This is a genomic window from Marinifilum caeruleilacunae (genome assembly GCF_013141825.1).
GTDB classification, from domain to species: domain Bacteria; phylum Bacteroidota; class Bacteroidia; order Bacteroidales; family Marinifilaceae; genus Marinifilum; species Marinifilum caeruleilacunae.
Window position 1 is genome coordinate 30,503 of the sequence record NZ_RZNH01000037.1, and the last position, 23,294, is coordinate 53,796.

Here is a 23,294-nt window from a genome sequence, read left to right on the forward strand (position 1 = left end):
ATAACATGAATCTTATTGAGACTTTTTCAGAATTTAAAGAATTGAAAAACATCGATCGTGCTACCATGATGAGTGTTTTAGAAGATGTATTTAGAAATCTTCTTTTAAAGAACTATGGTACCGATGAAAATTTCGATATTATTATCAACCCAGATAAAGGTGACCTTGAAATCTGGAGAAACCGCGAAGTGGTTGAAGATGGAGAAGTTGAAGATGCTAATCTTCAGATCTCTCTTACTGAAGCCAAGAAGATTGATGAAGATTACGAGCTTGGCGAAGAGGTAACCGACGAGGTTAAATTCCTTGATTTCGGTAGACGTTCGATTTTGACTTTGCGCCAGAATCTTTCGGCAAGAATCCTGGAATTGGAAAAGGATAATATTTTTAACAATTATAAAGACAGAATTGGTGAAATCGTAACTGGTGAGGTTTACCAAATCTGGAAAAAGGAAATTTTGATTTTGGATGATGAAGGAAATGAATTGATCCTTCCTAAAACAGAACAAATTCCTTCTGATTATTTCCGTAAAGGTGAATCGATCAGAGCTGTTGTAATTCGTGTAGAAGTGAAAAACAACAGTCCGTTAATTATCATTTCGAGAACTTCTCCGGTATTCCTTGAAAGATTATTCGAGCTTGAGGTTCCTGAAATTTTTGATGGATTGATTACCATCAAGAAAATTGTTCGCATACCAGGTGAAAGAGCTAAAGTTGCTGTTGAATCGTATGACGAAAGAATTGATCCTGTAGGAGCATGTGTGGGTATGAAAGGATCAAGAATTCACGGAATTGTTCGTGAGTTGAGAAACGAAAATATCGATGTGATCAACTTTACTGCCAACAAGCAGTTGTATATCACCAGAGCTCTGAATCCAGCTAAAATTTCTTCAATTCAAATTAATGAAGAAAATGCTCGAGCAGATGTTTATCTGAATCCAGAAGAAGTATCACTGGCAATTGGTAAAGGTGGTTTAAATATTAAACTGGCAAGTCAATTAACCGGATACGAAATTGATGTATATCGTGAGAAGACTGAAGAGGAAGCTGAGGAAGATGTTAATCTTTCAGAATTTACTGACGAAATCGATTCATGGATTATCGATGAGTTAAAGAAAATTGGTTGCGATACTGCAAGAAGCGTATTGGAACTTTCAGCTGAAGAACTAGAGAAAAGAACTGACCTTGAAATAGAGACTATTAACGAAATTTTAGATATTTTTAGATCCGAATTTGAATAGTCAGATTGATTTGAGACAGTTCCTCACAAATTATTGAAAACGGCACATTTTAACAGTTAACTTCAAAATATGGCAAAAGTCAATAAAAATATAAGACTTAGTAAACTAGCAAGAGAATTCAATGTTGGGATATCTACTATTGTCGATTTTCTGAACAAAAAAGGGATTGAGATTGATTCAAATCCAAATACCAAAGTTTCAGATGACGCCTATGATATTCTGGCAAAAGAGTATAGCTCTGATTTGAATCTTAAAAAAGAATCGGAGAAAGTAAATTTAAAGAGTACCAGAGAAAAGAAAGAAACTGTATCGATTGATCCAGGATCGGAAGAAGGTACGAAAGAAGAAACTGTTGAAAGAACTGAAGAAGAAGCTCCAGAAAAAAATCCTGTTAAGGTTGTTGGTAAAATCGATTTAGATGCATTAAAGCCTAAAGCGAAACAAGAAAAAACAGAAAGTGAAGCTCCTTCGAAACCTGAAGAGAAACCTGCACCTGTAGAAACTCCAAAGGTAGAGGAAAAACCTCAGCCCGTTAAAGAAGAAGTTACTGAAAAACCATCAGAGCCGGCTAAGCCTGCAAAAGATGATCAAACTGTTAAAATGGAAAGCCCTAAAAAAGAGGAACCAGCTCAGACTGAAAAGCACGACAACAAGGAAGAGCTAAAAGTAGTAGGGAAAATTGATTTGGACTCATTGAACCAAAAAACAAGACCTACGAAAAAGACAAAAGCGGAGAAGGAAGAGGAGAGAAAAGTGAAGAAAATGTCGACACCTCAGCCTAAAGCAAAACAACCAGCCAAGGAAGAAACCCGCGAGCCACAAGCTCAGGAAAAACCAGCTGCTAAAGAAGAAATTTTCAAATCTTCTACCCAGAAACTTTCTGGTCCTACGGTAATTGGAAAAATTGAATTACCAGTTGAAAAGAAACCTAGCTCGAACAAAGACAAGCAAGGAAACCAGCAACGCAAAAAACGCAAAAGAATTAAAAAGGATAGCGAAAAAGTGAATGTTGGCAACCAGGGTCAGGGTCAAGGTAAGCAACAAGGTGGTCAGCAGCAAGGTCAAGGCAAACAACAAGGTGGTCAGCAAGGTCAGGGACAAAGAAGACCAGGTGGTCAGCAGGGCCAAGGTGGACAAGCTAACAAATTCAAAAAACTGAAGAAGAAAAAAGCAGTTAAAAAAGAGGTTAGCGAGGAAGATGTACAAAAGCAAATTAAAGATACACTGGCAAGATTAACTTCGAAAGGTGGTAAATCGAAAGGATCGAAGCACCGTCGTGAGAAGAGAGAGCAAGCTAGTGCTAAACAAGCTGAATTAGCTGAACAGGCTGCAGCAGAAAAGAACATTCTGAAGTTGACCGAGTTCGTTACAGTAAACGAATTGGCAACCATGATGGAAGTTCCTGTAACCAACATTATTGCAACATGTATGGGGTTAGGTTTGTTTGTATCGATCAACCAAAGATTGGATGCAGAAACCATTGCCATTGTTGCTGATGAATTCGGATACAAAGCAGAATTCGTAAGTGTTGAACTTCAGGAGTCAATTGAAGAAGAAGAAGACAAAGAGGAAGATTTATTAGAACGTCCACCAATTGTTACGGTGATGGGTCACGTTGACCACGGTAAGACTTCCCTTTTGGATTACATTCGTCATGCCAACGTAATTGCCGGTGAGGCCGGAGGTATTACCCAGCATATTGGTGCATACAATGTATCATTGGATGATGGAAGAAAAATTACTTTCCTTGATACTCCGGGTCACGAAGCCTTTACAGCGATGCGTGCTCGTGGTGCCCAGGTAACAGATATTGCTATTATTATTGTAGCTGCCGATGATAACGTAATGCCACAGACCATTGAGGCGATTAATCACGCAAGTGCAGCAGGTGTACCAATTGTATTTGCAATTAACAAGATTGATAAAGATGGAGCAGATCCTGAAAGAATTAAAGGTGAGCTTGCAAATATGAACTACCTGGTTGAAGACTGGGGTGGTAAATACCAGTGCCAGGAGATTTCGGCAAAGAATGGTATCAATATCGAAGATTTATTGGAAAAAGTATTGCTTGAGGCTGAATTATTGGAAGCCAAAGCAAATCCAAATAAGCGTGCAGTTGGTTCTGTAATCGAATCATCGCTTGATAAAGGTCGTGGTTATGTAACAACACTATTGGTCCAAGCTGGTACTTTGAAAGTAGGTGATGTATTACTTGCAGGTAGCTACACTGGTCACGTAAAAGCCATGTTTAACGAACGTGGAAACAAGATTGATGCAGTAGGTCCATCGGAACCAGCATTGATTCTTGGATTGAATGGTGCACCACAAGCGGGTGACAACTTCAATGTAATGGAGAGCGAGAAAGAAGCTCGTGGTATTGCAAACAAACGTGAGCAGCTACAGCGTGAGCAAGGTCTTCGTACTCAGAAACACATTACTCTTGACGAGATTGGTCGTCGTATCGCAATTGGAAACTTCCAGGAGTTGAATGTAATTGTGAAAGGTGATGTGGATGGTTCTATCGAGGCACTTTCTGATTCATTAATTAAACTATCTACTGAAGAGATCCAGGTGAATGTAATTCACAAAGCAGTGGGTCAGATTTCGGAATCGGATGTTATGCTTGCGACAGCTTCGAATGCAATTATCGTAGGTTTCCAGGTTCGTCCATCGGTTGGTGCGCGTAAACTGGCTGAGAAGGAAGAGATCGATATCCGTCTGTACTCAATCATCTACGATGCAATTGAAGAGTTGAAATCGGCAATGGAAGGTATGCTTTCTCCTGAAATTAAGGAAGAAATTGTTGCTACTGTTGAGGTTCTTGAAACATTCAAAATCTCTAAAGTGGGTACAATTGCCGGATGTATTGTTCGTGACGGTAAGATCAAGCGTAGCTCTAAGATCCGCCTGATTCGCGACGGTATTGTAATCTACACCGGAGAACTTGGTTCGTTGAAACGATTCAAAGACGATGCGAAAGAAGTTGTGAAAGGATACGAATGTGGTCTGAATATCGACAAATACAACGATATCAAAGTTGGCGATATGGTAGAAGCATTCGAAGAAGTAGAAATTCAGAAGAAATTGTAAGAAACAATTCAATGATATGTAAAAGCAGTCCTAAGGGGCTGCTTTTTTTTTATTTTATACCAGAGATCATTTAAGCTACATAAAAACAAAAAACCCTCACACAAATTGTGCGAGGGTTTTTCTATATTTTTAGAATACTCTTAAAGTAATTCTTTGTAAGCTTCTGCAGTAAGTAATTCTTCAACTTCAGCCATATCTGCTACCTTAATTTTGATAATCCAACCTTCTCCGTAAGGATCAGAGTTGATCAAATCTGGAGCATCTTCCAACTTCTCGTTGAATTCCAAAACTTCACCACCCACTGGCATAAACATGTCAGATACAGTTTTTACAGCTTCAATCGTTCCGAATACTTCTTCCTGATCTAATTCTTCGCCTTCAGTTTCTACTTCAACAAAAACGATGTCTCCTAGTTCTCCCTGAGCGAAATCAGTAACACCAATAAAAGCTTCTTCGCCTTCTACACGTACCCACTCGTGATCTTTAGTGTACTTCAAATTTTCTGGTACATTCATGATAGTATGTTGTTTTAAAAGAGGTTTATAAACTGCTCCAAATTTACAGTTTTTTTTCAATAATAAAATACTAGTAATTGAGTAATTGTGTTAATAAGTAAATGAGTTTTATCAGCTTTTAATCATTACTTTACGCTCAATTAACGGTTCTCTATTCAACAAGCTCACTTTAAATTACAAGTTTAATTCGCCAATGTGAATCGTATACTGGCACCAAATTCGGTTGTTGTAGTCGGATAAGACAGTGATACATATGGCGTATTCACAATTCTATCGTAGTACAAACGCAGGTTGAATCGGTTACTCAAAACATAGTCTGCACTAAATTTTAAAGTCACTACTTTCTGTCCAGAAGTTAACTGATCCACCTCGTCAACAATTTTACGAATAATGGTACTGTTTTTACGAATCGAAAGATCGCCACGCAAATTCAAATCAGAATTATATTTCTTCTGACGGGAACCCGAACCGATAATCATTCCAAAATTATCAAATCGATATCCCATACCGAAAATTACTTCGTTAGAAGCCACTTCTGTCAGCTGGGTATTCGAAAGACTCAATATCAGGTTACGAGTACGCTTAATTTCAAAGCTTGTAGAGAAGTTATTCTTCCAAATCATATCCACATTAATTAATGGATTGAATTGCTCGTTAATCGATATTGAATTGGCTTCGTACAGTGGCAGGAAGTTATCCGACATGTCTCTGATAATACTAAAACCATCTGCATCTTCATCGTAATTTAGGTTGGTATTGTATGAACCAACATCGTAAGTTGAAGTATATGCATGCGTTAAATTAATCGACTTAAAGTAGCGTTTTATCAATGGAATTTTCGATAATCCTTCGAAGGTTACACGCCAGTTTGGTTTCATTTGTGCAATACCAGGAAACAATTTATTGAATCCACTTCCTCCGTTTCCATAGGCCTTTAAGAAGGCTGGAATCAACACTTCCTGCGAAGTAGCTCCATATCCTTCGTAATATCCTGTTTCCTCACCTCCCTCAATAATTTCAAAGTCGGCAAATGATGAACCATATCTTTCCTGTGCCAATCTTAATGATTCTGCTTTACGATTCTCAAGGAACTTATCGAAATATTCAGAAGAGTAATCACCCGTGTTTCCAATGGTAAAGAAGGCGGATTTTAAACTTAAGAAACTCATACTAAAGTTTCCTGATTTAACCAGGTTCTCGTTATCGAATCGTCCATTGTCGGTATTATAAATATAATATTCGCTTCTGTTTCTCGAATAGTTACGATTGGCGGTAAGGTCAATCTTCAATCCTTTCACAGGCTCAATCGTACTTCGCACCGATAGGTTCTGCGTATGGCTCATCACATATGGATCATTCATGGTTGGATCGGTTGTAATCCAGCCATTATCGGCTGCTCTGCGAGCAAAATTCTTATCCTGTGCACCTGCAAGGAATCTAAAGCCCGGAGCCTTGGTACCATTAAACGATTCACCACCAAAGTAATTGGTTTGTGGCAAATATCCTGGCAAGGTGGTCGAGTTGATCTCAGAATAGTTAATACTGATATTTCGTACACTCATTAAAGTGCGCAGGAAGTTTTCTCCAATTACAGTTAAAACATTATCCTTTTCGGATACTTTACCCGTAACACGAACCCTCACATCCTTCACATTTCTGGAGGCGGTAATTTTGGCTCGGTTGCCTGTTACAGGTTTCACCTCAATTTTCACCTCTTTTCCTTGTGTATCGTATGCTCTAATGGTAATATCCTCGGTCATTAGCTTGTGATAAACCGAAACAGGAACTCCCGCTTTCAGTTCTTCTAACCTGCCCTCGTAATTTACCTTTTTATAGGATTTTGTTTTCTTCTTGTATTTGCGATTCGAATCGTATTTCCTGTTGATTTTCTTCAGGAATCCAATTTTATTATACAGGCTCACCATTTTTAATTGCCCATTCAACTGAATATTATTCGAGTTGCGAATGGTGTTACCCAATTCTATTGTATCGGCAGTAATCGCACCTGCATTCCAATCGTAAGAACCAGAATAGCGAGCATTTAAAGATGTCCAATTGAACAAAGGAATTTTGTTAATCGGCACATTATAAGTCACATTAAACTTATGGTGGTATTTGATGTTTCGTCCACCATCCATTAAATTATTCCAGATCGAATCTTTCCAAACATCGTATGCTTCACGATCTCTGTCTTTGTCAACCAATCCTTCCGGCTCGTCGATACGAGAAGTATTCGTTGCCGAGAAATCAAATTTCAGTCCTTTGGTCAGATTGTATTTTAAATCGTAATATCTGTACCAGATAAAGTCCTTATCGTAAGAAGGATCAATTTTTAATCCAGGTTCTTCTATATTTCGTTTTTCAATTTCATGATAGTAACGTTGCAGATCAGATCGGAAAGATAACTGAGTTGGCAAATAATAGAAATTGAAGTCTTTCAACAATCGGAAAGCAGGTTTTTGGAAAGCTTTCACTTTTCTGAATGGCTGAACAATTTTCGGACGTTCGGTATAATTATAGCTAACAACACCTCTGTAATTCTTCTCTACATCGCGTACCGTATTTACATCGCGCGAATAAGTTTCGTTGAAAGAATAGGTTAATGCCAGGTTCGATACATCCAACAATTTCGATTTGCCTTCTTGCTTCTCAATTCTCACATTGGTAAGATTGAAACTTTTGCGTTTTGTATATTCCTGGGAAATGTGTTTGATCGAATCCCTTTCGGCTTTCGAATCAGCATTATCCAGCGCCACATCTAAAGGAATATCAGGATCCAAAGGATTGTATTCCGGACTTACCGTTTCCTCCGAAATGGCATAGTACATAGGAATTCTTACTCCCGATTTTTCAGGGAAGAATTTACCCAATTCCAGACTTGCCGATAAATCATATTGGAAAATATCGTCTTTGTAACGTTCATTTACACCATCTTCGATTCCACCAAAACCTGAGGTAATTTGACTTCCTGCCCAGGTTACCGTACCCAAATCGGCCAATTTGGTAGTTACCCTTAAATTTGCAGCCCAACCGCCATCTTCATCAAAGTCGGTCAATCGCAATTCATTCATCCAAACTTCAACCGATTTTGGCAAAGCATCATCGTTGCCAGTAATATCCTCAATCGGATTTTTGATACCAATCATTACGGTTCTTACGTTGGCCAGGTTCGGATTACCCTTAATTCGAACCCTATGCCCTTCTTTTATCGGATCGTTATCATTTGAGAGGTCATTCACTGAAGCATCGTAAACCGTTAGGTAATCAACGCTTGAACCAACACTTCTCATGGCATCATTACGCAATTGTTTAATGGTTTGGAAAAGTCTTAGTTTAAAATCAAACCTGTTCTCATCGGGCCAAACCGCTAACCTGTCGCTGTCGCTATCGCCATTATACAAACCTGGTGCAGTTAGCTTTAATGGAATTTCGTATTCGTAGTAGTTATCCTGATAATCGGATCCTAAACGAATAAATGCAGTGACCTCATTATCGTTAATTGGTAAACCATCTATCTCCTCGGCATGGACATCCATTTTCAGTTTTCCATACTTTCGAATATCCATATTAAGCGTCTTGTAGGCACCTTTTCCTTTCCCATTTTCCAGATCAATTACCTTTAAAAGGATTGCCTGTTCGTTCAATTGAATCAATTGTGGGTTGCTTGGGTCTACAACTCGGTCGATTCCAGGAGGAAGAATATAGTTTACAGGTTCCTTGGCTGCATTCTCTTCAATATTAATCGCAGTTATATCGAAGGTAGCATCAGAAACTACAGCATCATTTTCATCTTCGTTAATGGCTTGCTCATACTTTCTCCAATCGTCGCGAACCAGATCAAGTGTTGCGAAACGCATAATTACATCCTCTTCAAATCCTTTTAAGAACATTCTCATGAATCGAATCGAGGTAAAATCAGAAATATTTCCAAACTGATCTTCAAACTCACTCACCGGAATTTTAAACTGATACCAGTCTACCACTCCTTCTGTTCCGTTTGCCAAATCAACTGTACTGGTAATTTTATCGGTAATAAAGTTCTTACCCACCTCCATTTCGCTTGGTTCCAAATGAACTCGATATTGGTAGTAAGCTTCTGTTTCACTTAAAGTATTGTCATGATTGATATCCTCAACATCCGGCAAAGTGGTGGCTGATGTTGGATAAGATTCGGCAGATAATTCAGAGGTAGGCGAGTTTCCTTCCGGACCATTATATCTCTTGTATCGTTCCAAAATACCTAACTCATCAGCATCGTAATCGCTTCCGCGGAAATAGTGATAATCATCATTCGACGGGTCGTTGATTGCATTGTTATAGGCTCCCGAACCTGTACCCAAATTTGCAGATAAACTAATGGCCTGGATATAGTTGTCGAAATAGCTCAACTCATCCTGGGTGCTCATTCCATCTAAACCAACATCCTGGTATCGCCTCGATTCGGTATTGTTATCGAATGCATTTACCAATGACTGAACAAGAGGAACACGCCCCCAAACAGTCGAATCTACCAATGTTACATTCTCATCGGTTGGCAAACCATTCTCGAATGATTTCCTCGAATCTCGCAGAATATCTTCCGATACATTCCCAAGGTTAAAATACAGGTCACCACCCTTATGGTTCTCGTCGTATACGAATGGGTCCATCATCCAGAATTCGATGTATGCAATATTGGCAGCTTCAAAATCGTTGGTTTCAATTCTTCTCATGATACCACCCCAACGTGTTTCCGGTGCCTCCAAACTTCCGTCTGGATTCATCCCTTGTGAAACACCTGCCTGTCCATCAACATCATAGTTGTACGGACCTTTTTCATCAGGATAATAAGCAAGGTTTAATACCGAAATATTGGTTGGCACACCAGAAGCTCTCTCTTTGTTTGGCCAAATTTCTTCTTCAAAAATTTCACGCACAAAGTGATTCGATTGCTGATCTTTATCGGCCTTAATATGTCCTGGAGTTGCCGAATTGTTTCTTAAAAACAATGGGTCGATCACATACCAGGCCAGTTTTGCACGGTTAAAACCATAGGCCAAATCTTCATTTAAATTTCCTTCCGGGAACAATACATCGTTGTTTTGAGGTGTACTGGCCAAAACCCACGAACTCAAGCTCTTCATATCAATCGATGTTTCGGTTCCTTCAAAATCATCGATATAAGCAGTTCCCGAACTTCCAATTGCATTATTATGACCCGGCATTAATTGTGCAAATTCACCTTCTACCGAAATTCTCGATGGTTCTTTGGTTTCGATAAATGGCAGTTTGTCAATCATTCTTGTCAGGAACATCGATTCGGTCTGGTAACTACCGTTCAGTCCCCAAATGGTATTGGCAATAGGTTCATCACCTATGTTTACTTTTTGCGTAAGTGGCTGTTCAGACAAGTGCATCACCGTTGCGCCCAAATTAAAATCATCGTTAATCTGATAATCCATCTGAACACCTAACAATGTTTTAGTCTGAATATTAAATAGTGAGTTGTTTTCCGATTCAATACTAATTGGTGTATTGGCTTCCAGTAAACTTTGGTTGATAATTTTCACACGGCCCAATGTGTAATCAACCGTGTAGTCAATATTTTCAAGTAATTCTCTACCCCCTGCTTTAACACGAACCGATCCCGGTTGTACATTTAAAGCATTCAGCGAAATTTCCGAACTGGTTGACGATTTGTAGCTCCCTTTTAAAGAGAATTTGTTCTTCTCGGCAATTTGTTGAGCCTCATTTTGTGTTTTGGTATACAATTCCTCGAACACATACTTATCTGCAATTCCATCATTCCCAATCTTTTCACGCAGGTAAGCTCCAAATGGTTCAATTTCCGGAAATATAATTCGACCATTGCTGCTATAAATGGTTACTCCTTCAATAAAGTCAAACATCCCATCGGCGCCAGGATCCAACTGAGAATTCAATCGATCCAGGTTCATCACCTTCAGAAGAATTTCATTTTTGATATCGCCTTCAGGCAAATAGTTAACATTCGATCCTGCCTGGTCGTTCTGATACATGATATTCAAAACAAAATCATCCTGGGTAACCTGGTAAGCACCAATGTTATAAATATTCTTCATCATCAGTTCCCAGGTAGGCATTTTCGGACTCAGGTTGGTTCCTTTCAAAAGCTTCATTACCAGAGACTGAGGTGCACTAACACCATCGGAGGTAAATTCACCCACTCGGTGTACTTCTCCTCTGTAGGTATACTCGTAAGAAACAGCAAGCACTTCATCGGCATTTAGTGCCTGGTTTAAGGAGATATAACCCAACTTCATATTAACTGTATATTCCGATTCTGATAATTTTCGAGCGTTTTCGATTTTCTCATAATCGGTTCCACTTGCAAATCCTGGGGCTAAAGGACCTAATGTTCCTGTTACCTGGTTGATATCACGAATACCCGAATAGGTATTGGTCATTTCATCGTAAGCATTGTTCAAGTCGTTATCCGGCAGGTTTCCGCTTCCTGTTTGCGAGAACAAACTGGTATTGTAAATGTTTGAAGCGCTTTCACCAATATCAACAAAAGCAACAATATTTCTCGAATCCTGAAAGTTCGATGTTTTATTGGTTACCCAAACTTCCACCTTGTTAATCGAAACCGCAGAGTTGATCACTGGCAAGTTTTCCAGGGCCTTGTCGTAAGTATCATAGAAATATTTCGATAAGAAGAAATGTCGGTTTGCTTCGTATTGATCCACAGAAATTTCGAACTCATTTTTCTGTGCACCATTCTCCATTTGAATGACAGATGTTTCTCCTTTTTGTTGTGAGAAAACAGAGGTTACCGATAGTTTCCCGAATTGCATTTGTGTTTTTACACCAAACAAATTCTGTCCTCCTGTAATCAAGGTATTGGAAATTGGCATCGATACATTACCTGCTTCTACTTTTTTGATGATTTCGTCTTCGTCGCCTGTATATTCCAAACGCATCTGGTTTTCGAAATCGAAGGTAGCTTCGGTATTGTAATTCACATCCATCTTTAACTTCTCACCAACCGTCCCTGTTACGTTCATCTGAATTTTTTCATCAAAATCAAAACTGGTGGTTTTTCTTAAGTTTTCAGGTAAAGTAGGATTCTCAACTTTTGTGGTATTAATACCGAAGGTAAGTTCGGCAGAACCTTGAGGTTTAATCTGAATTGAATTGCTACCAAATATCTTATCTATAAACTGGCCTCCAAATTTCATTTCAGGAACCAATTCATTGTTGCCACCTGCTCCGTCGTTTCTACTTCGTTGCATCCAATAATCGCGAATCGAATTCTCGGCAACATAGGCTTCATATTCTTCGGCTGACATGGTAATGGCACGACGGTAGTTCATATCACCTATGGTTTTAACCAGGATATAATTTCCCGTTTCCGGATCATACTTAATGGTAGCCTGAATATTGTTTGGATCTTTTAGGTACAAAGGAGACTGTTGTTGTGATCCATATTCCAAATTGTCATTCTCATCATCAAAAGGATATCTTAAAGAATCATTTTTAGCATTAGGATTGTCCTTGATAAAAGGTGATTTTTGATTTACGATTCTTTGATTTCCACGCGTTGTTCTACGGGTGGTATCCTGTTGCTGAACTGCACTAAACTCAAGATCGCTTTGCAAGGCATGAGCATTTGCAAATTGATTCCCTTTTAGTACAAAACAAAATATAACAAAACAGAGGCTTAGTGTATATTTAAATAGTTTTTTCAATTAAGTTCGGTTTCCTTAGGTTAGTAAAGCAAATACGTTGTTAATTTACAATTGTTTCAATGCTAATTTGATCAAATCTTCAACGCTTGATGCAGGATTAGCAGTATAAATTTTATCGACTACTTTATATGCAGCATTTTTTGCAAAACCCAACATCACTAAAGCAGATAACGCTTCTTCTTTATTGGTATTGTTCTGAGGAAGCGAAATTTCCAATATATCTGATTCTTTTCCGAGTTTGTCTTTCAATTCGATGATAATTCTTTGTGCCGATTTTGCACCAATTCCTTTTACTCCCTGCAAAGTTTTGGCATTATTCGATAAAATGGCTGTTTGAATCTCTGCTGGGCTCAATGAGGAAAGCATTACTCTTGCAGTGTTTACTCCAACTCCGGAAACTGAAATCAGGTGTCGAAAAATCTCTCTTTCACCGGCATCCATAAATCCATAAAGCATGTGGGCATCTTCTCTCACCACCTGGTGAAGAAACAATTGTACACTTTTATGACCTGATAATTGGGTGTATGTATTTAATGAAATATGAATAAAATATCCGATGCCATTATTCTCGACAATGGCTGAGGTTGGTGTTAAATCGGCGAGTTCACCTTTAATGTACTCAAACATAAATTAAGAATTAGATTATCCTGAATTTTAAGGATTTTAAAATATGCAAAATTATGCAATTTTTATAATGAAATATAGGCTTTTAACAAAAAAAGAAAGAGCGATTAAAATTTAACCGCTCTCTTTATAATTTTGTTAATTTTTTATTGCACGTTTTTTACATTCTCGGCTGGCTTAAGTGGATTTTTATTGATCTGCTTATGCATGATTCGATTCTTATAAACATCCAGTGCCAGATACAGTGCTTCTCGGAATGAAATTTCGGAAGCTACATTGGTTCCTGCAATTGAATATGCGGTTCCATGAGCTGGTGAAGTTCTCACTCCAGAAAGGCCTGCAGTAAAATTCACACCCGAGTCGAATGCCAAGGCTTTAAAGGGTGCTAATCCCTGATCGTGGTACATGGCAAGAATTGCATCAAATTTTGTGTAATCGTCAGAACCAAAAAATCCATCGGCAGGGAAAGGTCCAAGAGCCATAATACTCTTTTCTCTTGCTTCGTTCAGTGCAGGAACAATAATTTCCTGTTCTTCTGTACCAATTAATCCATCGTCTCCTGCATGAGGATTTAAACTTAATACAGCAATTTTAGGACGCTGAATTCCAAAATCCTGTAGCAATGAAGTATTCAAAATCTCCAGTTTTTCAAGAATTGCTTCTTTGGTAATTTTTTCAGGAACTTTTGAAATTGGCACATGGCCAGCAACTACACCTACTCTCAACTTATCGCTAAGCAAAAGCATTAATGATTTTCCCGATTCAAGTTTAGCCTCCAGGTATTCTGTATGACCTGGAAATTCAAAATCTTTCGATTGAATGTTTTTCTTGTTAATTGGAGCGGTGATCAATACATCAATTGCACCTTTTTTCAAATCGGCAACAGCAGCTTCCAAAGCCTGAAAAGCAGAAGTTCCAGCTGCATTTGTCGACTTGCCTAACTCCACTTTAATGTTCTCGTCAACACAATTGATAATATTGGCTCTTTTAGGGTGAGCCTCGTTTGCTTCCTTAATATTGTTCAAGCTAAAATTATCGATATTCAGTGCTTTACGATGATAAGCCGCAACTTTTGGCGAACCGTAAATAATTGGAGTACAAAGTTCGAATAATCTATTATCCATTAAAGTTTTAATGATTACCTCGTAACCGATTCCATTGATATCACCGTGAGTTATTCCGACTTTTATTTTGGTATTCTTCATGAGTTTAAGATATTTAGTTTGGTGGTTTTCTCCTGTAAAAATCAAGTCTTTGACCTCCAAACAGAATTTAGAACTTATCAGTTCATCATTGCAAGCAATTGTAATCCAAAAGGAAACTCACTTGCGTCTACAAAAATAGAAAGAATCCTCTAATCCTTACTATCTTTTTTATGAATCCTTATGACTGGTAATTTTTTACGAAATCGAACAACAAACGCACACCGACTCCTGTTCCTCCTTTTCCTCGATAATTATCGGGTGCACCCAGGAAGGCAGGCCCGGCAATGTCGATATGAACCCAAGGATAATCGGTAAAATGTTCCAGGAATTTGCCAGCAGTGATAGCACCTCCATCACGACCACCTATGTTTTTCAGGTCTGCAATGTCAGATTTTATCAGCTCGCCATATTCTTCCCAAAATGGAAACTCAACCACTCGTTCGTAGGTCATGTTACCCGATTTTTTCAGTTGTTCCATTTTATCCTGACTATCATCGTTCCCCATGGCAACCACGCCGTATTTACCAATTGCAACGGCAGCTGCACCAGTAAGAGTTGCCAAATCAATCACAAATTCCGGCTTGTATTGTTTCGCATAGCTTAAGGCATCGGCGAGTATCAATCTACCTTCTGCATCGGTATTCAGAACCTCAACACTCAGTCCATTGTACATTTTAATAATATCTCCTGGAGCATATGCATTTCCGCCTGGTCGATTATCTGTAGCAGGAATTAAACCAATTACATGAACAGGAAGTTTTGCTTTCGCGATAGCATATAAAGCACCTGCGACCGATGCAGCTCCTCCCATATCCGATTTCATCAGATCCATGCTATCCTTGGTTGGTTTTAAGCTTAAACCACCTGTATCGTATACTATTCCTTTTCCTACAAAAATTATCGGATTGCTATTTTTTGCATTTTCAGGCTTCCACTCCAAAATTGAAAAAGTTGGCTCATCAATACTGCCCTGGTTAACTGCAAGCAAACCTCCCATTTTCAAACTTTGAATTTTTGTCTTTTCAAACACCTCTACGCAAAAGCCCGATTCATCTGCCATTTTCTTTACTTCTTCGCTCAGTTTTTGAGCCGTAAGATAACTTAATGGTTCATTTACCAGGTCGCGGGCATGTTTCACAGCCTCACAAACTGCCTGCAGTTCATCCACATCATTTTGCTCAAGAATATCACTCTGTATATTTACTTGATTCAGGCAATGCTTTACCTTCTTCGTATCTTTCAAATACTTTATAAACTGGTAATTGCTTAATGATAATCCTTCCAGAACAGGCAAAATAACTTCTTTATTTAGGCGATGATCAACAAACACAAGTTCTGATATCTTGCTTTCCTGAATTTTTGCATGCAAAGAATTACCCACTTTTCTCATTTTTTCGTAATCCTTATAGCCAAGCTCATCAACCGAGCTTACATGCACAAATACTTTTCTTGTATACTGATTGATCTCGATTAAGGAAGCTTCATTCTCAACTTGCTGCGCGAGATATTGAATTTCATTTTCGGCAAGTGGAAGATTCTTGTAATTCTCTTTGTTTGATAAGTAGCATACATCTTTCGTATCTACTGAAATATTCGGACTAAGTAAATTTATTTTCATGTGATCCTGTTTAAGTTGAACGAACTTTGATCCCAAAGTCTTTATGAAGTTAAGTAAAAATACTAAAAATCTTGGCTTTGCTATCATTCCTGCCAAAAAGAAAAACCGCAGCTTTCCACTGCGGTTTTTCTTTATAGTTTATCTGGATTTTCTTTAAAATAGTTTCGAATCAGAACCTTTTTCAGCTCTCTTAAAATCACCAACTCAGCCAACAAATCAGATTTAGGCACATCGGGATACTGATGTTCTGCCTTCATAATTTGTTTTTCACTTAAATCGATTTGGTAAAGCAGAAGCACCAGGCGATGATAATCGCGGCCTAACAACCAGATTAAATGTTCTTTGAGCTGAGCAAACAACTCTTCATAAGCATAATCAACATCGCCCGAAAACTGCACTTCAAGTCCAAACTGAGCAAAATCCTTCTCAATTTGCGCTGCAACCTGACGAACAATCTCTTCTCGATTTCGGTACGGTTCAATGCTTAAGTTTTTAAAATCTGGCAAATTCATATCCTACTTGTTCATGCTATCGTATGAGTACATAATTGCTTCTAGCTCTCTCAACATCTCGCGCTTATTGTTATTTGGATAGTATACGTACGAATCCATACAAATCACACGGTTATTCTTCTCGTCAAGATAAGTAATACTTACAAAAGGACCACCCATAAAATCGTTCTCTACTTTCCAAAGGCCGCGAGTTTCAAAAGCATAATTTCCTTCAAAATCGAATTGTCTAGAAACAATTGGGTATGATTTTTCTGTTCCCATATAACTTCCCTCGGTCGGACCTGGAACATACTTCTTTAGCAAATCATTTCTCCTTTTAATAATTTGATCTTTCGAGAACAAATCTTCCGAAGTATAGCCGTATGAGTAGATGAACATTCCCTGGCTGGTTGTTGGAGTTTCGTTGCTGATCCAAAGGAAATCCGGCTCATCTTTATTGATTTTATATCCGGCAGGAAATGAAAGTGTGAATTGATATTTTGATTTTACTTTCTCAAAAATTTCCTGAACAACAGATCTTCTGAATGTTTTGATCTTTCTGTTTCTCTCACCCAGAAGGAAGTACGCAACAATCTTATTTCTGTTCTCTTCCAACAATTGGATCATAGCCTGGTTGTCTTTGGCTTCAATTTTCATAAACGATTGAGTTTTGGCATAAAGCTCATCTTTCACCGACAATGAATTTTTTTCTACCGCTGTTGAAACTCTTAAATCAAGAATACTACGATGCGTTTTAAACATGCTGCCAAAAGCATTGTGCGTAATGTGGATGATATCCAAAACAGGCTCATCCTGCGGTAATCCTAACTGTGTATCGTTAAGAATTGATTGCAAGGTATCTCCTACTGCACTTTCCCAAAGTGCATCATTGATCAATACCAGAACTTCGCCCGATCCCCCGGTTACTATAGGTCTTAAGCCTTTTGTTGTCTTCTTACACGATACGGCACCTAAAATTACAAGTGCACAAAGAAGTGTTATATTAATAATCTTTTTCATAACTAGATGTTTATTTGGAATTCATTTTATTATTCGTATTGAACGATTTTCAACACCATGCCAGGCTCAACAACCTTGGCCTGATTCATGTTGTTCACCTCCACCAGGTCCTTCACCGATTCAACCTTGAATCGAGTAGCTATGGATTGCAAGCTGTCTCCATCCTGCACCTCATAAAGCAAGAACTTGCTCTTTTTCATGAGTGGATCTCTCTGAGGTTTCTGACTAATATTTTCTGATGGTTCAACCCATATTTTCAAGCGCTGACCAATATAGATATCCTGACTTTTCATATTGTTCCACTTCATGATATTATGCGTGGTACAGGAATATTTCATGGCTATTTTATGAAAATATTCACCTGCCTGAACTTCGTGATATATTGGATATTTTCCTTTGGTTGATGATAGCTCTTTCTGCAATTCCAGGTATTTCTTTGGCTGATCTTTCATGGCATAAATTTCTTCCTCACGATCGATAAACAATCCAATTTTTTCAACCGGAAGTACAATTTGAGCCGGCAATTCGCCTGTAGGAATTACATCTCTTTTATAAATTGGATTTAGCTTTCTGATCTCCTCAACAGGAACATCAATTACAGCTGCCACGTGTTTAAAGGAAACTTTTTTCTTCACCTTTACAGGAGATACTCTGAAATATGGATATTGATTTGGTTTTGCAACAATATTATGCTCTCTGCTATAATTCATAATATAATTAGCCGCAATAAAAATAGGCACATAGTTCCTGGTTTGTTGTGGAAGATAAGGGGCAATTTCCCAGAAATCGGTTTTACCACCCGACCTTTGGATAGCTTCACGAACCACTCCCGGTCCACCATTATAGGCAGCAATTGCCAATTGCCAATCTCCAAAAATTCTGTGAAGGTATTGCAGATATTTACAAGCTGCTTCGGTCGATTTTTCTGGATCCATTCTTTCATCCACATAAGACGTAACTCTAAGGTCGAACATCTTGCATGAATTGTACATGAACTGCCACAAACCAATCGCTCCCGAGCGCGATCTTGCTTTCGGATCTAAAGCCGATTCGATTACCGACAGATACTTTAATTCCAGTGGCAAATCGTATTTGTCCAAACACTCTTCGAAAATTGGAAAATACAACTCCGAGCGCTCTATTATTTTACCTGTTTTTTCACGATGGCGAACAGCATAGGCTTCTATAAACCTGCGAACCACAGGCTGGTAATCCAATTCAATAGGAGTTTGATCATCTAAACGCTGCATTCTTTCCCTGTAAATCTCATCGGAAAAAACCGGAATATAGTTGGCATTTAAAATTTCGTTCTCTGGAAGCTCTTCTTTCAAAATTTCATCGGTGAAATAAATCAGTCTTTGATTAATTTCCTCGGCATTTTCAGGCTTTTCTTTTTGCAAAATACGAAACAAAGATTGAGCAGAAACAGCAGAACTGCCTAAAAGAGAGATTAACAAAAGAAGGAAGAAATTCTTCATGCAAGTGAGCGGTTTAGGTTTTAGGGTTTTCTAAATTCGAATTGAAAATAATTAATTTACAAGTAGCATCCAAATGATTTTACAAGTTTTAAACTAAATATTTAGTTGTTTTCTTTTTTGTTGAATAGAAACATGAAAAAAGGCAGGTAAAATACCTGCCTTTTTTTATTTTTCAATTGAATCTTTATCTTGATTTTTGTCTTTGTCCTGGTCTTGATCTGTAGCCTTTTTAAATTCTTTCATTCCTTGACCTAATCCTTTCATTAATTCAGGAATTTTTTTGCCACCAAAAAGAAGTAAGATTACAAATACAATTATTACGATTTGCCAGGGACCAATCATTCCCGCTATTACAAAAAGGTTCATATCAGTTGAGTTTAATTATTTTACACTGCTAATATAGTATTTTTAATGTAATAATTACCAATTGGATACCCATTTCACCACATCGTTGGCATTTGCAAAAATCAGCAATCCAAATAATAAGATCATTCCAGTTACCTGGGCATACTCCATGAATTTATCGCCAGGTTTTCTGCCCGTAACAATCTCATACATCAGGAATAATACATGACCACCATCCAAAGCCGGGATTGGTAAAATATTCATAATGGCTAAAATAATCGATAGGAAAGCTGTTAATTCCCAGAAAGCATGCCAATCCCATACCGAAGGGAAAATACTTCCGATGGTACCAAAACCACCAATCGATTTGTATCCCTTAATTTCCTTATCGAAAATTAATCCAAATTGTTTAAGGTAATCGTTTAGTTTTTTAAATCCTTTTGCAATACCAGCCGGAACTGCCTGAGCAAAGCTGTACTCAACGGTTTCGTAGTCAAAATGACTCACATCTGTTCCGCCTCTGATTCCTAACAAACCATATTCATCCAGAACAATACTAAGCGATTCTTCTTTTCCATCGCGAGCTACCAATACATTTACTTCCTGGCCTGCTTTAGATTTCATATAATCCTGGAATTCATCGAAGAATACAAAATCTTGTCCATCAATTTTTAGAATTTCATCTTTCTTTTGAAGACCTGCTTTCATTGCCGGAGATTCTTTCTGAACCTTAGCAATTTTGTACGGGTGAAATGGATAACGAAGGCTAATGGTTGGGTCAACTCCAAACTTTTTACTACTTCTTTCAATTAAAGCAGGAATATAGCTCGAAGGAACCGATACATCCATATTCGCTCCATCTCGAATAACCTGGATGGTAGAAGGACGATTTAGAATGATTTCCGGCATGATCTGCGAGAATCTTTCTACCTTCTGATTGTCCAGAGCAACAATAATGTCTCCATCTTTCAAGCCAATGCTTTCTGATAATGAATCACAAACCACACCATATTTTGCATTTTCTGCCGGAAGATATTGTTCTCCCCAGTAGAATAATACGGCAGTGTAAATCACAAAGGCCAACAGGAAGTTCACCAAAACTCCACCAACCATAATCAATAATCTTTGCCATGCAGGCTTAGATCTAAACTCGTATGGTTTTGGAGGCAAAGCCATCTGCTCTTTATCCATCGATTCATCAATCATTCCGGATATTTTAACATATCCTCCCAAAGGAATCCATCCAATTCCATATTCGGTTTCTCCTCTTTTGTATTTGAAAAGCGAAAAACCAGGATTAAAGAACATGTAAAATTTCTCAACCCTTGTTTTGAACAATTTTGCAAAAACAAAGTGTCCTAACTCGTGTAAAACCACAAGAATAGACAAACTCAATAAAAACTGTCCTATTTTAACTAATACTTCCATTCAAATTTCTATTTCTAACAAACAGGCTAAGGCAGATACTTTGACCGAAATCATGCTCATAGAAAGCAAGCTTTTGCTACCTGTTTATGATTAATTACTAACTGTTCACTGTAAAAGGCTGCCTAAGATAATTATTTTTTACAACATAGACTCTGCCAATTTTCGAGCTTCTGTATCCGACATCACATAGTCATCGTAAGTTGGCGCTTTTATAAAACTCGCTTTATTCATTACATTCTCAATGATATCACTCATTTGAAGGAATCCTACTTTATCGCGCAGGAAAGCATCAACCACTATTTCATTTGCAGCATTCACAATGCATGGTAAATTTCCACCTTTGTTCATGGCTTCGTAGGCAAGTGCAAGATTTCTAAAATTCTCGGTATCTGCAGGAGCAAAATTCAATTCGGGATAGTCCAAAAAATTAAAACGTGGAAAATCCGTTTTTAATCTTTTGGGATATGTTAGGGCAAATTGAATTGGCAATTTCATATCCGGCAAACCCATTTGTGCTTTCATCGATCCATCCTGGAATTGAACAATAGAGTGTACGATAGACTGGTGATGAACAATTACATCTACCTGGTCGGGACGGAGATCGAACAACCATTTGGCCTCGATTGCCTCAAAACCTTTATTCATCATACTTGCCGAGTCGATGGTAATTTTGGCTCCCATATCCCAATTTGGATGCTTCAAAGCCTGTTTGGCGGTAACGTTCTCCAAAAATTTCTTATCCTTTCCTCGAAAAGGACCTCCCGAAGCAGTTAGGTAAATTTTTTCAATTGGATTATCAAACTCTCCAAGCAAACACTGAAAAATTGCAGAATGTTCCGAATCGACAGGATATATACTTACGCCATATTCTAATGCTAATTTTTGAATGATATCTCCAGCAACTACAAGGGTTTCTTTATTTGCCAGGGCAATATGCTTTCTTGCCTTAATAGCGTTAATTGTAGGTAACAAACCCGAATAGCCCACCATGGCTGTAACAACTACATCGATGGCTCCCATTTGAACCACTTGTGCTATTGCATCCTGTCCGGCATAAACTTTAATCGGTTCATCTTTTAAGGCCTCAACCAGTTGAGGATATTTATCCTCTCGGCCAATAACAACAACATCTGGCTTAAATTTTTTCGCCTGCTCTATTAACAGTTCAACCTGGTTATTCGCAGTTAAAACGTCAACAACAAATTCTTCGGGATTTGCCTCTACCACTTCCAATGTTTGGGTTCCGATCGAACCCGTCGATCCCAGAATAGCAATATGCTTACTCATTAATAATTAGAGTTTTGTTTTTAAAATTTTATATAGTCTTCAGGATTTAAAGGGCGACCATTGTGCCATAATTCGAAATGCAAGTGTGGTCCGGAGGTAAGTTCTCCCGAGTTTCCTAACAAAGCAATGGCCTCACCGGCTTTTACTTGTTCACCGGCTTTTTTCAGCAATTCTGAATTGTGTTTGTATACCGACAACAGGTTATTAGAATGCTGAATCTGTATCACATAGCCTGTATTAAGGGTCCACTCAGCAAATATTACCGTACCATCTAAAACCGACGAAATACGCTCATTTACTCCACCTACAATATCAGTACCGTAATGTTGAGATTTACTATCGAAATGATTTGAAATCATCCCTTTAATTGGCGCAAAGAAATGAGTATTCGATAAGCCTCTGGATTTTGGGGCATCCTCAAGCGTTAAATTGTATTTTTCATCTTCCTCATGATCCAATCGAAACAACGAATCGGATTCTGTTCGGGTAAAACTTAGATTTTTATACTTTGGATCGACAATAGAATCAGACGCACTCTGAACAACATTATCAAAATCATTTCCTTCAACAACATTTCTAATTCCCTGGAAAAAACGATCTCTCTTTTCCAACTCAAGAATTAAAGAGTCTACCAAAATGGCATTGTTCTCAATATTTTTTCGCATCACACCATCGGGGTAACCAGGAATGTATTCGCGCAAAGGAGTAAAAGCAATTAAAAGGGTAACCAATACAATCAACAGAACTGAGAATACACCAGTTACTGTAAAAACATTTAATCTTGATAGTCGAATAGACAGCACTTCATCAAACGTGGCTTCGTTGGAAATGGTGAGTCTGTATTTGTTCTTTAATTTTTCAATTAAAGGAGTTTTCTCATTTAAACTACTCATACTGATCGTATCTGAAATATTTACGCAAAGGTAACAGAAATCAACGAAATTGTATGTTTTTTAGGTAGAAGGAATAAAAAAAGGCTCTGGATTACTCCAAAGCCTTAATTCTTAGTCGCGGGGGCCAGACTCGAACTGACGTCCGGCGGCTGCCGGATATGAGCCCTGCCAATTTGCCCTTATTATATTAACTTTCAATAATTCTTTTTAATCAATTCACGAATGAAACTTCTTCCCTGATGAGATTTCAATTGCTTCTCTCTTTTCATTGATTCCTGTTTTGTATGGAATGATTCTGTGTATAGAATTTCCCAAGGTCTATACCTCATGGTATAACCTTTAGTGGCCAACTC

Annotated in this window: 15 protein-coding genes; 2 read left to right on the forward strand and 13 right to left on the reverse strand. The window is 38.1% G+C overall.

The features are described 5' to 3' along the window. Positions 1-5 precede the first annotated feature (5 nt). Positions 6-1,238, forward strand: a complete 1,233-nt coding sequence (gene nusA / locus ELS83_RS17690; protein ID WP_216616656.1) for a transcription termination factor NusA — start codon at positions 6-8, stop codon at positions 1,236-1,238. A gap of 69 nt (positions 1,239-1,307) precedes the next feature. Continuing rightward, on the forward strand, positions 1,308-4,328 hold the full coding sequence (infB, locus tag ELS83_RS17695; protein ID WP_171596875.1) for a translation initiation factor IF-2: 3,021 nt from the start codon (positions 1,308-1,310) through the stop codon (positions 4,326-4,328). Positions 4,329-4,468: 140 nt separating this feature from the next. Here the strand turns inward: infB and gcvH are convergent, their stop codons facing one another. The 13 genes from gcvH to ELS83_RS22725 form a co-directional block, all read right to left on the reverse strand. After that, complete coding sequence (gene gcvH, locus ELS83_RS17700) at positions 4,469-4,843, reverse strand: glycine cleavage system protein GcvH (RefSeq protein ID WP_171596876.1); 375 nt, start codon at positions 4,841-4,843, stop codon at positions 4,469-4,471. 182 nt (positions 4,844-5,025) lie between these two features. Then, entirely contained in the window at positions 5,026-12,462 is a 7,437-nt protein-coding gene (gene sov, locus ELS83_RS17705; RefSeq protein WP_171596877.1) for a T9SS outer membrane translocon Sov/SprA, read from the reverse strand. Between the two features lie 135 nt (positions 12,463-12,597). Further along, positions 12,598-13,179 (reverse strand): Holliday junction branch migration protein RuvA, encoded by a 582-nt coding sequence (ruvA, locus tag ELS83_RS17710; RefSeq protein WP_171596878.1) that lies wholly within the window; start codon positions 13,177-13,179, stop codon positions 12,598-12,600. A gap of 143 nt (positions 13,180-13,322) precedes the next feature. Next, positions 13,323-14,381 (reverse strand): 4-hydroxythreonine-4-phosphate dehydrogenase PdxA, encoded by a 1,059-nt coding sequence (gene pdxA, locus ELS83_RS17715; RefSeq protein WP_171596879.1) that lies wholly within the window; start codon positions 14,379-14,381, stop codon positions 13,323-13,325. 178 nt (positions 14,382-14,559) lie between these two features. Then, a complete protein-coding gene (locus tag ELS83_RS17720) occupies positions 14,560-15,999 on the reverse strand; it encodes a leucyl aminopeptidase family protein (protein WP_171596880.1) in 1,440 nt (479 codons plus the stop codon). 131 nt (positions 16,000-16,130) lie between these two features. Then, positions 16,131-16,511: a hypothetical protein gene (locus ELS83_RS17725; protein WP_171596881.1), complete on the reverse strand. Its 381-nt coding sequence runs from the start codon at positions 16,509-16,511 to the stop codon at positions 16,131-16,133. A 3-nt stretch (positions 16,512-16,514) separates the two neighbouring features. Then, positions 16,515-17,510 carry a DUF4837 family protein gene (locus tag ELS83_RS17730; RefSeq protein WP_171596882.1) on the reverse strand — a complete coding sequence of 332 codons (996 nt, stop codon included), beginning with the start codon at positions 17,508-17,510 and terminating at the stop codon, positions 16,515-16,517. Positions 17,511-17,539: 29 nt separating this feature from the next. Continuing rightward, the gene (locus ELS83_RS17735; protein WP_171596883.1) at positions 17,540-18,988 is read right to left on the reverse strand and encodes a lytic transglycosylase domain-containing protein; all 1,449 of its coding nucleotides are present in this window, start codon (positions 18,986-18,988) and stop codon (positions 17,540-17,542) included. Between the two features lie 165 nt (positions 18,989-19,153). Then, entirely contained in the window at positions 19,154-19,354 is a 201-nt protein-coding gene (locus tag ELS83_RS17740) for a twin-arginine translocase TatA/TatE family subunit (protein WP_249414488.1), read from the reverse strand. Between the two features lie 54 nt (positions 19,355-19,408). After that, positions 19,409-20,761, reverse strand: coding sequence for an RIP metalloprotease RseP (rseP, locus tag ELS83_RS17745; protein WP_171596884.1), 1,353 nt, complete (start codon positions 20,759-20,761; stop codon positions 19,409-19,411). Between the two features lie 138 nt (positions 20,762-20,899). After that, entirely contained in the window at positions 20,900-22,048 is a 1,149-nt protein-coding gene (locus ELS83_RS17750) for a 1-deoxy-D-xylulose-5-phosphate reductoisomerase (RefSeq protein ID WP_171596885.1), read from the reverse strand. Positions 22,049-22,068: 20 nt separating this feature from the next. Then, the gene (locus ELS83_RS17755) at positions 22,069-22,941 is read right to left on the reverse strand and encodes a M23 family metallopeptidase (protein ID WP_171596886.1); all 873 of its coding nucleotides are present in this window, start codon (positions 22,939-22,941) and stop codon (positions 22,069-22,071) included. A gap of 194 nt (positions 22,942-23,135) precedes the next feature. Then, on the reverse strand, positions 23,136-23,270 hold the full coding sequence (locus ELS83_RS22725) for a GIY-YIG nuclease family protein (protein ID WP_430438940.1): 135 nt from the start codon (positions 23,268-23,270) through the stop codon (positions 23,136-23,138). Between the last annotated feature and the right edge of the window lie 24 nt (positions 23,271-23,294).

Coding starts and splice junctions, on each gene's coding strand:
- nusA (WP_216616656.1), top strand. CDS start 6: ATGAATCTTATTGAGACTTTTTCAGAATTTAAAGAATTGAAAAACATC.
- infB (WP_171596875.1), top strand. CDS start 1,308: ATGGCAAAAGTCAATAAAAATATAAGACTTAGTAAACTAGCAAGAGAA.
- gcvH (WP_171596876.1), bottom strand. CDS start 4,843: ATGAATGTACCAGAAAATTTGAAGTACACTAAAGATCACGAGTGGGTA.
- ruvA (WP_171596878.1), bottom strand. CDS start 13,179: ATGTTTGAGTACATTAAAGGTGAACTCGCCGATTTAACACCAACCTCA.
- pdxA (WP_171596879.1), bottom strand. CDS start 14,381: ATGAAGAATACCAAAATAAAAGTCGGAATAACTCACGGTGATATCAAT.
- ELS83_RS17720 (WP_171596880.1), bottom strand. CDS start 15,999: ATGAAAATAAATTTACTTAGTCCGAATATTTCAGTAGATACGAAAGAT.
- ELS83_RS17725 (WP_171596881.1), bottom strand. CDS start 16,511: ATGAATTTGCCAGATTTTAAAAACTTAAGCATTGAACCGTACCGAAAT.
- ELS83_RS17730 (WP_171596882.1), bottom strand. CDS start 17,510: ATGAAAAAGATTATTAATATAACACTTCTTTGTGCACTTGTAATTTTA.
- ELS83_RS17735 (WP_171596883.1), bottom strand. CDS start 18,988: ATGAAGAATTTCTTCCTTCTTTTGTTAATCTCTCTTTTAGGCAGTTCT.
- ELS83_RS17740 (WP_249414488.1), bottom strand. CDS start 19,354: ATGAACCTTTTTGTAATAGCGGGAATGATTGGTCCCTGGCAAATCGTA.
- rseP (WP_171596884.1), bottom strand. CDS start 20,761: ATGGAAGTATTAGTTAAAATAGGACAGTTTTTATTGAGTTTGTCTATT.
- ELS83_RS17750 (WP_171596885.1), bottom strand. CDS start 22,048: ATGAGTAAGCATATTGCTATTCTGGGATCGACGGGTTCGATCGGAACC.
- ELS83_RS17755 (WP_171596886.1), bottom strand. CDS start 22,941: ATGAGTAGTTTAAATGAGAAAACTCCTTTAATTGAAAAATTAAAGAAC.
- ELS83_RS22725 (WP_430438940.1), bottom strand. CDS start 23,270: ATGAGGTATAGACCTTGGGAAATTCTATACACAGAATCATTCCATACA.